The sequence below is a fragment of the Limnofasciculus baicalensis BBK-W-15 genome, assembly GCF_024178385.1.
GTDB classification, from domain to species: Bacteria; Cyanobacteriota; Cyanobacteriia; order Cyanobacteriales; family Coleofasciculaceae; genus Limnofasciculus; species Limnofasciculus baicalensis.
The window spans coordinates 932-14,448 of sequence record NZ_JAMZMM010000143.1 but is presented as its reverse complement, the minus strand read 5'-3'; the positions used below and the strand labels follow the sequence as shown (position 1 = coordinate 14,448).

Here is a 13,517-nt window from a genome sequence, read left to right as displayed (position 1 = left end):
TTCATCCGGAAGGATTAATAAAAAAACAAAAGCCCTAGAGGGAAAACTCTAGAGCTAAACCAGGGTGCATCTACCACTTCTCTCTTCCTATTGTTAGAGGATTCATCCGGAAGGATTAATAAAAAAACAAAAGCCCTAGAGGGAAAACTCTAGAGCTAAACCAGGGTGCATCTACCACTTCTTTCTTCTTTTGGCAATGGGATATATCCGGAATAATTAGTAAAAAAAAACAAAAGTCCCAGATTGATTCAATCTTTGTAACGCTTGCGGAGTTGGTTTGCACCAAAAATTAAACCGAATGTTACTAACCCAATTGCCGCAGATGGTTCCGGAATAGGCTTGGGTGATTGAGTTTCCCCAACCACAGCAATCGCATCATTATTGCATTCAAGAAACAAACTAGCAATGTATTTATCAACAGGGAGTAGAGACTTATCAAACTTAAATCCAAAAGTTTGGCTACCTGTGGCTGGAAGTACACCGAGATCAAAACCAGCAGCAATTAAATCTGAATTATTCAAAAGAGAAATATCACCAATTTTTGTCCCAGATTGAATGACATTGGGAATGAGAGTTTCTGGTTGACTCCAAGCACCAATAGTGGTATAAGGATTGTAATAAGGATCGTTCCAAGCTAAATCTCCCATAGCAGCATTGGCACCTGTGCGAGGAAGTACGCCGTAAAGATTGTGGTTCGCTAGATTTGACCAACCATAATTTTGGGGAACAACGCTGACGGCTTTCACGCCACCGTAAACCCCGATACCTGGTGTTTGAGAATCATTGTTAGGAGCAAAGCGAACCCCGATTACATTTTGGGAATTATTAGCTGCTTGAAAGTTACCCAAACCAGAAAAATCGAAGAACAAATCCCCCCAACCAATGTTGCCGTTAGAAGCAGAACTAGTATTGTTTCCAGTCAATGGTAGATTAGCATTAATAGCTACCCAAATATTGTTAGTATCAACATCATCTTTAATCGCCATACCATAGATTTCATAGATGGTATTTCCCGCAACAACTCCACCACTATTATTGCTATCCAGGCTATCGTAGTTGGGATCAATTGCGTAATTCCATCCGTTATGGAGAGTTCCAGCTTGAGCTGATTGACTAATAACGGAGATTAAGCAAAAGCTGATTGTCGCAGATCCCAATATGGTTCCAATGTTTTGGCTGTTCATAATATATAACCTTTCTTTAAACCTAAACTCATTAAAACGCTAAATTATCAGCTACAACCCCCTAGAGGTATCAACTTTAAAAGCGGATTACCACGTCCAACCCTACGGAAAGTATCAAAAGCTATCAAAAGCTATCAATTTATTGATTTCGTTAGTTAGTCGCCCTTCCTTGGTATAAACTAATATCAGGGAAAGACTATACAATAATATCTATGTCATGGGATGCCTTTCTACAAGAAGTCGCCGAGGCTCATAAGCTATTCGATGGGGATGAGAAAGAGGCGTTTTGCGTCAGGTTTGCTGAACGGAATCTGAGCGAGTTAGATGTACATGTGGCAACTGATTTAAAGATCAGTGAAGTGACTTTACAAAGGCGACTGGGAAGAGTGTATGGTATATTCGCTCTGATTTGTCCTAGTCTTAATACGGATAGGAGAGGGAAATTTAAAATTTTAAGAAATTGGTTAAAGAGGCAGTACGATTCCTATCAAAAAATAGGACGGTTACCTAGTTTATCGACAACCTCTGATTTAGAAAAGGGTAAAAATGTGAGGGATCGCACTACCCAAAATAAAGAGGATCTCTATGTACAACGTCCCCCGATTGAATTACTATGCTATGAGGCACTTTTTCAACCAGGTGCGCTGATCCGAATTAAAGCGCCTCGGCAAATGGGTAAGACTGAATTGATGGCGAAAATCCTGAATTATGCCGAACAACATGGTTTCCAAAAAGTCTATTTGAATTTGCGACAACCAGAAGAATCTGTTGTGCAAGATTTGGATCAATTCTTGCGCTGGTTTTGTACAAATGTGAGTCGCCAACTCCACCAATCGTGCCAAGTTAATGAATATTGGGATAAAGGAATGAGCAGTAATGATAACTGCTCGGCTTATTTGCAAGAATGTATCTTAGAACAAATCGATTGTCCTTTAGTATTAGGTTTAGATACTGTAGATCGCCTCTTTTCCCATTTAGCAATGGCTCAGGACTTTTTTGGGATGCTGCGAGCATGGCATGAAGATGCCAAGATTCTGGATAATTGGAAAAAACTACTATTAATCGTATCCCATTCTACAGAAGTTTATATTCCACTTGATATTAATCACTCACCGTTTAATGTCGGGTTAACGATTCAGCTTTCGGAATTTACTCCGATGCAGGTTGCTGAATTAGCTGAAAATCATGGACATTCTTTAACTAAAGCTGAGGTAACATTACTGATTAATATGGTAGGAGGTCATCCAGGATTAATAGAGCAAGCACTGATAGAACTGAAAAAGTCTAGTGATGCTAACCTGGAACAATTGTTAAACGATGCACCGACAGAAGCTGGATTGTATGGTAACCATCTGAGAAAAATGTGGCAAAAGTTACAGGAAAATCCCGTGCTAGTTTCTGCGTTCAAAACAGTAGTAGAGACAAGTCATCCCGTGGGATTAGAATCAAAGCTAGCTTATCAGTTAGAAAGCTTAGGGTTAGTGACTCGGAAGGGAAATAATATTACACCTCGTTGTGAGTTGTATCGTCAATATTTTAGTTCTTGTTTAGCGGATACCTAATGAATCAAGAATCCAACACCGTTTATCAATATTATGTTGGTGGAAGCTTACCTCCTGATGCTTCTAGTTATGTGGTGCGTCAAGCGGATTTTGAACTTTATGAAGCATTGAAAGCTGGGGAATTTTGTTATGTATTGAACTCCCGACAAATGGGAAAATCTAGCTTAAGAGTACGAGCAATGCGACGGCTAGAAGCTGAAGGAATTGCCTGTGCAGTTATTGATTTAACGCGAACTGGTCGTCATGTTAATGAACAACAATGGTATAAAGGAATTGCTAATCGAATAGCGAGTAGTTTTCAGATATCGAATCGCTTTGATTGGCAAGATTGGTGGAGGAAACACGAAGATTTATCGCCCGTGCAACGCTTCGGTGACTTTCTTGAAGAGGTTCTGCTTAAATTAATTTCTGAACGGATTATTATTTTTATTGAAGAAATCGATCTCACTCTCAGTTTGGAGTTTCATACTGATGATTTTTTTGGTCTAATTCGTGCTTGCTACAATGCTCGTGAGACTAATCCAGACTATAAGCGTCTCACCTTTGCACTGTTAGGTGTGGCGACTCCATCTGATTTAATTCAAGATGATAATAAAACACCGTTTAATTTTGGTAAAAAGATTGAATTACGGGGTTTTGAATTTGCAGAAGCTCAGATTCTAGCTCAGGGTTTAGAGGGGAGAGTTAAGAATCCTCAAGGAGTTCTCAGGCAGATATTATATTGGACGAATGGGCAACCTTTTCTTACTCAAAAGTTATGTAAACTAGTTTATTTATCGACAGATAGACAAGCTGAAAATTCTATTAAGAGATTATCCTGGCGTGGCTATTTTTCAGCCCTACTAGGAGTTGGCTATGAGTCAGTATTAGGGACTATTGAAGGTCAATTTGTCAATAGGTTGGTACGATCGCAAGTTATTGAAAATTGGGAATCTACTGACGATCCGGAGCATTTAAAGACTATTCGCGATCGCATCCTCAGAAGTAAGCATGGTATTGAGGCGTTACTAACACTGTATCAGAAAATTTTGCAACGGGGAGAAGTGGAGGCTAAGGATAGTCAGGAAGAAATGGAATTGCGACTATCAGGATTAGTGGTTAAGCAGAATGGAAGGTTAAAAGTTTATAACCCCATCTACAAGTCTGTCTTTAATTTCAATTGGGTAACTGCCCAGTTAAATAGTTTGCAGTCGGACTCTTTAGTCATTCCTATTTGGACTGTAATTGTCGCTAGTTTAGTTGCCGTAATCTTGGTGATGGGAGCGCGATCTTTTGGTTTATTACAGTTTTTAGAATTAACAGCTTTTGACCAATTAATGCAATTGCGACCTCAAGAAGAACCCGATAAACGTTTATTGTTGGTTGAAGTAACCCAGAAGGATATTGAGCAGTTGGGAGACACATATCCATTAAGCGATTTTATGGTGCTTCAACTATTTAAAACTTTAGATCGGTATAAACCCGAAGTTATTGGTTTGGATATCTATCGAGATATGATACCAAACCCAAAATATCGCGATGATTTAGTGCAATATTTACAGCATCACAATCATATTTTTCCGATTTGCGTACATCCCTATGGCAAGAATTCCGGTATTGATCCTCCGGCGGGACTTACTGAAAATCAACTGGGTTTTGTTGATGTGGTTCCCGATTCCTATAAGAAGGTTCGCCGTCATCTTTTATCATTAACACCACCGGATAAATCTCCATGTCCGGCAGAGTATTCACTTAGTTCTAGACTAGCACTTGAATACTTAAAAAATAAAAATTACCCGTTCTCTTTTCCAACTTTTGACTCCTGGAAAATTGGCGATATTAAGTTTAAAATCTTGAGTGGTAAAACAGGTTTTTATCAAGAGATGAACAGGAGGAAAGATAGCAGCAAAGGTCATCAAATACTCCTAAATTACCGTTCTCAGAAATCACTGAAAGATATTGCTCGCCGAGTTACTCTGACAGAGATTATCAATAATCAAGTTGACCTCAATCTGATCCGGGGTCGAATTATTCTAATTGGAGTTACTGACCCCAATTTGGATGACGATGAGTTCAATACGCCTTACAATCAAGAAATACGTGGCTTACTACTCCATGCTCAGATGGTTAGCGAACTTGTCAGCGCTGTTGAGGATAAACGTCCCTTATTATGGTTTTTACCATTGTGGGGTGATACTCTTTGGGTTGGGGTTTGGGCGTTAGTTATTGGGATGCTTATTAGAAGTTTTCATAGACTACTATACCGAGGAGTAGCAGTAGGAATTGTCTTGATTACTTTGGGCGGGATTTGTTTTATCATGTTGGTAACAGAAGGTCTTTTATTGCCGCTTATTCCGTCAGGACTCGCAGTAGTAATTTCTGTCGCTATTCTAGCAAAAGTTAGCTCATTCATAAACAAACAATAAAGGTGAATACAAATGATTGTTTACTTTAAAAATGTTCTGCTAATTTTCTTATTCGTGCTTGTGGATATTAGTATTTACATGATACCAACACAGGGACAAATTAACCCCAGCCGACAAGTGGCTTCTGACCTACCAAAACCGCCTGACAGAGGGAGTCCTGACGATCGGAAACCAGCAGGAACTCGTGGAGATTGTCCGGCAACCAGCCAACCATTTACGCCCTTATTGCCTATTAGTGAATCTGGTTTTTCTGGATTAACAATTACTGAATATCCCACATTTTGGTTTTACGTTCCTTATCAAACGAGTAGCGTTAATTCTGGTAAGTTTGTGTTAGAAGATAGAGAGGGTCATCTAGTTTATCGACTTCTATTTAAACTGCCGAAAACGCCTGGTTTTGTTAGTGTAACCCTGCCAAATACAGAGAAAGGATTAGAACTTAATCAGCAATATCGCTGGGTGTTTATGCTTAATTGTGAATCTGAACAATCCTCTAATCCCGATCCTGTTTTGTATGAAGGAGTGGTGCAACGAGTTGATATGCCTGCTGTGGCAACTCAGTTGCAAACAGCTTCTTTAGATGAACGGATTAACCTTTATATCAAGCATGAAATTTGGTATGATATTTCAACGGATTTAGCGGAGATTCGTAAGTTGCCTAATCAGTGGGATAAGCTGTTAAATGCTATAGATTTGCCGCAGCTTAAGGGAGAGCCAATAGTTGGTTCAGTTGAGCCGATTCAAAAATAATAAATAAATATTTCGAGAGGTGTTACAGACAAGAATCTAAGATACCCCATATCCTTCTACCACGGGCTACCAATCATTGTAAAACCTGCCCAATAATAAGGATGAGATAATTTCTTATTTCCCTGCAACTTAAGTTCATCGGGTAACTGTATTTCACCTAAGTTTTCTAGCCCTTGCAATTTACCCCCCTCAAAATAAACTTCCCCTCGTAACATAGCTATTTGAGCTTGCCGCAATGCTTCAGCTTTAATGGTAACATTGGGTTGCTTTAATTGCCAATAAAATTCACTCATTAGTGCCAATGTTCCTTCATCGCTAACTTTCCACAAACTCCCTAATGCTGATTTTACTCCCGCTTGCACGGCTAACCCAGTAAAACCTAATTCTGCTTGCTCATTTCCTAGGGTAGTAGTACAGGCTGAAAGGGTTAATAGTTCAATTTGAGGGGGTTGATGCCAACCCATTTGTCGCAGTTTATCTAATGTTAGTTGAGTATCCCATAGTTGAATGTAAGAGTTACTGGGATTCCCGTCATTGAAGTTAGCATGAGTGGCGAGATGGATAATTTCAAAGGGTTTGCGCCGACTCTCTGTTTGGAGATTATCGAGGGTGAATTGGTTATTGAGGAATGATTCTCCTGACCATAAATTTTGAGTAATTAGAGTCAATTCTAATGGTACAGCGGGTAATTTTTCCAATTTTTGAGATAAGTCATTTAACTCTTGGAAGTTCGACACTCCCATGGCTAAAACTTGGGCATTTTTTAAGGATTGGTAACGACTATTAGTGAGGCTGATACTGGGAATGGAACCGAGGCTATATTTTTCGACTAGAAACTGTTTTCCATCGTATAATGCTGCCATGGAAATCTGCCGTAAGCCTTTACCCATAGAAAAAATTAGTGTATCGATATTTAGTTTTTCTAGATAAGATTCAATCGGGGTAATGAACCATTGATAAAGTTGTTGAGAGGATGCTTTATAACCATTGGTTTCTGATGGGTCCCTGACATTTTCATAAAAATCTTCTAAGGTTTGGTTGAGAAGAGTAGGAGTTGCTGATGGAATTACTTTGCGAATGTTCCCATTTTCGGGATGAACTAATATGAGTTCTAATCCTTCGGGGAGAGAGCGTGCATAAACCACAACAGCACTTTTTCCGGTTTGCTCTTTGATAGTTTTTAGAGTTTCTAGGATGGTTTCGGCTGTTACATCTTCATCAGTTAGGTTTTCGCCAAAGTATTCCTCATATTGATCTTCAAAGAGTTGATCGATTTCGGCAACAGGATCGGTAAATGGAACATTTAGGGATAGAGTTTGTTCGTTAGGAAAGTTCCAAAGAATATTGTAATCTCCAGTTTCATCCTTTTTGTTAATGATAGGTTTAGTATTCAAAATATCTCCCACTAAATTAGCTAAAGATTCTATTGGGTTTTCAACGGGAATCTGTGGCGGATTGGGTTCCGGAATAGGTATGGGAGTGGGAGGAATGGGTACGGCTCCCAAAACTGATATGATTTGCAGGCGATCGCTATCTTGTTTGTGAGTAAAATAGTAATCTCTGGTGGGGTTAATTGTTCGTATTTCCGCGTCATCCCCTCTGGTAATCGCTCCCTCAGTGCCATTTGTTTGAGAATTACCGAGAATAAAGGAAGTTTTCCCGTCTCCTCCGTGATAGATAATAATCGTGCCGCCGTCTTTACTTCCAGCAGTTGAGATACTGGCATTTATGCCATTTTTATCTGTAAATGAGTCAGTTGCTTGGAAATAACTGGGGCTGTCAATATCAGCATTAATACTAACATTTCCGCCACTACCATTATTAATACTCTGGGCATTAATGTAGCTAACTTTAATATTGCCATGAGCGTTGAGAGTGACATTGCCGCCGTCGCCGTTGGAGTTAGAAGTATCGAGAATATCTGTGGTGATTTGGGCATTTTTGCTGGTGAGAGTTATCCCTCCTGGTGAGGTAATATTTTCCGTTTGGATCAATCTATTACTGCTAAGAGTCGTACCTCCTGGTGAGATAATATTTCCCGTTTGAATGTATCCATTGTTGCTGGTAAGATTAATACCTCCTGGTGAGGTAATATTCTCAGTCACGATATTATTATTCACTATGATATCTAAACCTGTAGCGTTATTGGTGTTGATATTCCCTTTGACTGTTAATCGATTTAGAGGGGTTGAACCACCAATGATATCGTTAAATTTAACAATGCCTATATCAGGGTTGATAGTTAGTTGGCGATTGCCGTCAACTGTATTATTAAAGATAATATTCCCGTTACCTTTAATGCCAACGGTGATATCGTCAGCTAAGATAACTGAACCATCAAAACTAATGCTGTTGTTTTTACCTCTTCCTGCACGGGTAACAGATACATCCCCACCTAAGATAACTACACCATCAAAACTAATGCTATTTTCATTAGTTTCAATATTGCCGCCGACGGTAATATTATGGGTATCGTTATTACTTGCCATCAGTTCAATCTTCCCCCCCTGACTAGCCTGAGAAACTGCACTAATTTGACTGGTATTAATACTGCCATTAATGGCATTAAGGGTGATATCGCCTCCACTGCCAGTACCAGCAGCCGTAATTAGTGCGCCTGCGCTAGTATCGATATTACCTTTAGTGCTGGTAATTTTGATATCCCCACTATTTCCATTGAAACCACTCAAAAAGGTAGTAACTCTACCTGTAGTAATATCGTTGCGAGATTCAAGAGTAATATCTCCACCATTTTTACCCCCCACAGCACTAATAATTCCCCCACTAGTATCAATAGCACCGTTGTTAGTATCAAGGTAGATATCTCCACCGTTGAGACTCCCATTAGAGTTGAGTATATCAGTAGTAATGCCATTGCGAGCCTCAAGTTTAATTGCGCCCCCATTCCCATTTTCCGAGGAAGAATTTAGAGTTCCAGCAGTAGTATTAATCCTACCTATATTACTAGTTATAGTAATTTTTCCTCCAGCACCAGATTGAGAATTGGTGGAAATATCAGCAGTGAAGATATCGCCAACCGCATCTAGTTTTACCGATCCTCCATTGCCATTTGTCGAGGAAGAATTTAGAGTTCCTCTGGAGGTATCAATGAAACCATTACTTTTGAATGCGATAGTGCCACCACCTAGTAAACCTGTTGCTTGAATATTCCCTGTATAAATACCGCTAGGAGCATTAAGAATAACACTGCCACTCTTGGCGACAGAAGAATTAATATCGATAAAACCAGTACGTGTATCGATTATTCCTGTTTTACTGGTGAGACTAATCGTCCCACTATTTACACTATTGGAAGATACTAACTCCGCCCAAATGTTACTAATTATGATATCGTTGTTAGCTTGGAGGGTAATATTCCCTGCCTTACCATTACCACCACCACTTCCACTATTTATAGTAGCTCCACTAGCATTAATATTTCCCTGTTCGCTGATAATTGAAACATCACCACTATCACCCACAGCTAAACCAAACTGATTATTAGCAAAGCTTTCTAGGCAAACGCTAGCTGAAGCACAATTGGAAAAAGAAATATCTCCGATAGCCTTAATAGTAATATCACCACTATCATTGGTGATTGTCCAAGAACGGATCAGATCAGTAACAGCGATATTTCCCCCTGCATCAAGACTAATATTACCCCCATTACCGGGAGTATTTCCGTTAGATAGAGCCTCAAGCCTTCCAGTAGAAATATTCCCACCAGCTTGTAAAATTATTGGACCAGCATCACCAGTAATATTGCTTGTAAGAGTTTTGCCAGTAATGGTAATATCATCACCTGCGCGTAGGATTAACGCCCGAAAATTACCCAAGAGAAACTCATCTGTACCAGGAGTAGCACCTGCAAAATTGGCATCTGGACTTGTGATAGTAATATCTCCACTAAAAGTAATTCTTCCTCCAGCTTGTACCTTGTAAGCAGGACCAGTATAACCAGCAGCCGAAAAGTCTCCAGCTACAATATCAATAGGATCGTAGAGAGTAACAAAATTAGTCGGTTCCCCAGATAATTTAAGAATCGAGATATTACCGCCACTGATAAAGTGAGCATCTCTAGAAATAATCCCATCACTAACTAAACTAAGATTCCCTCCACTAACAAACGGCGTTTGAGCAAGATGATTCAGAGCTAAAATATCAATACCCTGATTCCCCTGAACATATAAATCCCCCCCTGCGTTAGCCACAAAAGGATTAGCTACACTATCCCGCACCAACACCCTATCCCCAGCCAATAAATTCAAATCTCCTGTAGTTTGTAACCGACTCTCGACTAAAATCAAATTATTAGCCGCAGATAAACTAGCAGTTTGAGCCGTCACATCTTTAGCAACAACATCCCCATCCCCTACACCGAAATCAGAACCAGCTAGTTGCACCACACCCGCTGAATTAACCCTCAATCCTGTCTCCATATTCCCACTATTTCCCGTCAGTAAACCTGCCAAATCCAGAGGTGTAATTGGCAATGGCAAGCCATTCTTATCCCTGGGCAATTCAATCTCCAAACTTAGCAAATTTCCCGGTTGACTAACCCTCACTAAACGTTCACCTGGTACAGCAGAAATAATAATATTGCCTCCCGGTGCTGTTAATGCCCCGGTACTAACAACACTCCCACCCAATAACATTAAATTCTGCCCTTGCCCAACCGCCAAACTTCCCGCATTAATAATACTTCCCCCTGACGACAAATCAAAGGCAAAACTATTTGGTGTTCCCACTAAATTTCGATAATCATTCGAGCCAAACCCATTAAACCAATTATGATTACCAAACCCAATCCCCGTCGCCGTCGTCGCCACAAAATCTGCCGGAACATTTAGCCGCGCATTCACACCAAAAATAATCCCCGCCGGATTCAGCAAAAATAAATTAGAATTACCTCCTGTTACCTGAATCAACCCATTAATAATAGACGCATCTCCCCCAACCACCCGCCCCAGAATATTCTGAATCTGAGGATTGGACAAAAAATTAGCAATTTGCCCTTCAGAAAGCCCAAATTGTGCAAAACTATGGAACAAATTCGCACTATCACCCGAAAGGCTACCGCCATGAATATCGAAGCGATTCCCATTTTGGGTAACAACCGTACCCGTAGCATCTGCTGCTGCTGTAATCGGTTGCGCTTCCAGTGGCGTTGAAGTGAGAGTTGCCACCAAGCTCAAGATGGGCAATAATAGACTAATAGTTTGAGTTATCCTCACCATGGCACCCTCTCCAAAAATTAAAATTTCTACTTTAAGACTTACGCAAAGCCTCTATCTGTAGGGTGCGTTATCCTTTGAAGGGTACGCCATTACCACTATATGTAATGTAGTCTATTAAGTCCTGTACTTTTTGGCAATGGGATTCATCCGGAATAATTACTCAAAAATAACAAAAGCCCTAGAGGGAAAACTCTAGAGCTAAACCAGGGTGCATCTACCACTTCTTTCTTCCTTAAGTTGTGGGATTAATCCGGAAGAATTGGGAACAATGACAAAGGGTAGTTAGAAGTAAAGGCGGAATCATCGCTTGTCAATCAGAGCGAATCGCATTTTCCCTCTCTGCTTCTCTCTGCTGATTTTATTCCACTCAAAGGAAAATCGTTATAAATCAGCGGGATTAAACTATAACAGAATGTTACATTGTGTTATAGAGAAAAACTGTCTATTTTCTGTTTTTTCAGGATTAAACAGAAAAGCACTTGTATCTAATTAAAGGAAACCATATTTCTCCTTACCTAACTGCCGACTTGCTACTTCCCCTGATTGGGAAGCGGGAAAAAGAATTAGGGTAGGTAGGGATAAATTTGCCATTCCCTATTCCCAAAACTTACCAGAATATTGCAATAGAAGAGCCACACCGTTGATACACGACTGACATAAAACTAACTTAGAGTGGGAATAACCTTCTCCTGAGAAGGTTATCGATAGTGAAGCGCTACTGGAAGGAAATCGGATATCTCAGTACAGATAACATCATAGTAAACAGATGACAACAATATTAATGATCTTTTTCGGGACTATTTACGGCTTTTCTGGCTTAACTTGCTCAATGGCATTTCTGAGGCATATCAATAAGTTGCTCTCCAGTCAGAAGTCACCACAGTATGCTAAACTTCCTCTCGCTTCCATGGCGATTACTCTGTTTTGGCCTCTTTGGATTGTCAAAGAGATTTGGTATCATGAGCCTGACGAGAGCGATACTTCTGAGGAGGTTGAAGAGGTAAATTGTAAAATGATAAATAGAGCCAATAATGCTGTACAGTCAGGGGAGAAAATATCCAGTAATATTAATTCTGGATGTATTGAGCTTGTATAGCTATTTCTTAGGCAATCTAATCTATGAGTATATCTCAAGTCGCGGACTCTCCCTCAATGGCAAATGCCCTTTCTCCCCTCGCACCTGCTGTGTACATGATTGGTGCCGGACCTGGAGATCCCGATTTATTGACGGTTAAGGCTGTTAAAATTTTACAACGGGCAGATGTTATTGTATTTGCTGATTCCCTAGTACCGCTCCAGATTTTGCAGGAAGCCCGTCGGGATGCGGAAATTATTCGGACAGGGAATAAAACCCTCGAAGAGATTTTACCACTGATGATGGAACGAGTGCGATCGCAAAAATCAGTGGTACGTCTTCATTCGGGGGATTTGAGTCTCTATAGCGCTATTCACGAGCAAATGGAAATCTTGGCTGAGGCGGGGATTCCTTTTGAAATTATTCCTGGTATTAGTGCTTACCAAGCGGCGGCTGCTAAACTGGGAGTTGAGCTAACTGTGCCGGGATTAGTGCAAACTATTATTTTAACTCGGATTAGTGGTCGTGCTTCGGCTGTACCAGAGTCGGAAGAATTGGCTTCTCTGGCAGCACATAAAGCTAGTTTGTGTCTATATTTAAGTGCTAGTCACATTAAAGAAGCGCAGGATAAATTATTAGAACATTATCCAGGAGATACTCCTGTAGCTGTCTGTTTTCGGGTTGGTTGGGAGGATGAAAAAATATGGTTGGTTCCTCTTTCTGAAATAGCCGCGCTTACCCAAGCAGAAAAATTGATTCGTACTACATTATATATAATTAGTCCAGCATTGGGGGCGCGGTTGTCCTTGTCAGAGGGATTAGTAAATAATGATGGGGATAGTGGTGAAGGAATTAGCAATAAAATAGCACGTTCCCGTCTTTATCATCCGGAACATTCTCATTTATTTCGCCCTGCTCGCGGGAGAGAATAAGAGTAGGGTGCGTTACTTGATAACGCACCCTACAGAATTTCTACATTTTCGGGATGCCAATCGCGAATAGCCTTAAGTACCTTTAATAGTTGCAGGGCGCGATCGCACTCTAGTAAACTTAAAGTCGGCATATACTGAAAGTAGAGAATGCCTGAGATTTGGGATTACTCGCAACAATCCGACAGAGAATAAATTCTCTGTCTCATAGCTTAAGTCAGTTGAAACTGACTGATAAGCTGATTTTTTCGATGATTTTAGTCCTATTTTAGAGGACTTTAGCTATTAGCCAGTGGTTTTAACCATTGGCGGTTACTGGCATCCGACAGAGAATAAATTCTCTGTCTCATAGCTTAAGTCAGTTGAAACTGACTG

At 40.2% G+C, this 13,517-nt stretch carries 7 protein-coding genes; 5 read left to right on the top strand and 2 right to left on the bottom strand.

What is annotated here, in order from left to right; all coding sequences use genetic code 11:
• Positions 1–248 precede the first annotated feature (248 nt).
• The gene (locus NJ959_RS15225; RefSeq protein WP_254012586.1) at positions 249–1,184 is read right to left on the bottom strand and encodes an XDD3 family exosortase-dependent surface protein; all 936 of its coding nucleotides are present in this window, start codon (positions 1,182–1,184) and stop codon (positions 249–251) included.
• A 212-nt stretch (positions 1,185–1,396) separates the two neighbouring features.
• Here NJ959_RS15225 and NJ959_RS15220 point away from each other — a divergent pair, with 212 nt between their 5' ends.
• From NJ959_RS15220 to NJ959_RS15210, 3 genes are read left to right on the top strand one after another with little or no spacing between them, the layout of a single operon-like run.
• A complete protein-coding gene (locus NJ959_RS15220; protein WP_254012585.1) occupies positions 1,397–2,746 on the top strand; it encodes an AAA-like domain-containing protein in 1,350 nt (449 codons plus the stop codon).
• A complete protein-coding gene (locus NJ959_RS15215; RefSeq protein ID WP_254012584.1) occupies positions 2,746–5,151 on the top strand; it encodes a CHASE2 domain-containing protein in 2,406 nt (801 codons plus the stop codon). The genes NJ959_RS15220 and NJ959_RS15215 overlap by 1 nt, the downstream gene beginning before the upstream one ends.
• A gap of 12 nt (positions 5,152–5,163) precedes the next feature.
• Positions 5,164–5,901: a DUF928 domain-containing protein gene (locus NJ959_RS15210; RefSeq protein WP_254012583.1), complete on the top strand. Its 738-nt coding sequence runs from the start codon at positions 5,164–5,166 to the stop codon at positions 5,899–5,901.
• Positions 5,902–5,957: 56 nt separating this feature from the next.
• Here the strand turns inward: NJ959_RS15210 and NJ959_RS15205 are convergent, their stop codons facing one another.
• Positions 5,958–11,138, bottom strand: coding sequence for a CHAT domain-containing protein (locus NJ959_RS15205; protein WP_254012582.1), 5,181 nt, complete (start codon positions 11,136–11,138; stop codon positions 5,958–5,960).
• Positions 11,139–11,904: 766 nt separating this feature from the next.
• Between NJ959_RS15205 and NJ959_RS15200 the strand changes: the two genes are divergently transcribed.
• Together NJ959_RS15200 and cobM are read left to right on the top strand one after the other, a co-directional pair.
• Positions 11,905–12,234 carry a hypothetical protein gene (locus tag NJ959_RS15200; RefSeq protein ID WP_254012581.1) on the top strand — a complete coding sequence of 110 codons (330 nt, stop codon included), beginning with the start codon at positions 11,905–11,907 and terminating at the stop codon, positions 12,232–12,234.
• 56 nt (positions 12,235–12,290) lie between these two features.
• Positions 12,291–13,145, top strand: coding sequence for a precorrin-4 C(11)-methyltransferase (cobM, locus tag NJ959_RS15195; protein ID WP_373693663.1), 855 nt, complete (start codon positions 12,291–12,293; stop codon positions 13,143–13,145).
• Positions 13,146–13,517 lie beyond the last annotated feature (372 nt).

Excerpts from the sequence above, each read along its gene's own strand:
- NJ959_RS15225 (WP_254012586.1), bottom strand. The coding sequence starts at position 1,184 with ATGAACAGCCAAAACATTGGAACCATATTGGGATCTGCGACAATCAGC.
- NJ959_RS15220 (WP_254012585.1), top strand. The coding sequence starts at position 1,397 with ATGTCATGGGATGCCTTTCTACAAGAAGTCGCCGAGGCTCATAAGCTA.
- NJ959_RS15215 (WP_254012584.1), top strand. The coding sequence starts at position 2,746 with ATGAATCAAGAATCCAACACCGTTTATCAATATTATGTTGGTGGAAGC.
- NJ959_RS15210 (WP_254012583.1), top strand. The coding sequence starts at position 5,164 with ATGATTGTTTACTTTAAAAATGTTCTGCTAATTTTCTTATTCGTGCTT.
- NJ959_RS15205 (WP_254012582.1), bottom strand. The coding sequence starts at position 11,138 with ATGGTGAGGATAACTCAAACTATTAGTCTATTATTGCCCATCTTGAGC.
- NJ959_RS15200 (WP_254012581.1), top strand. The coding sequence starts at position 11,905 with ATGACAACAATATTAATGATCTTTTTCGGGACTATTTACGGCTTTTCT.
- cobM (WP_373693663.1), top strand. The coding sequence starts at position 12,291 with ATGGCAAATGCCCTTTCTCCCCTCGCACCTGCTGTGTACATGATTGGT.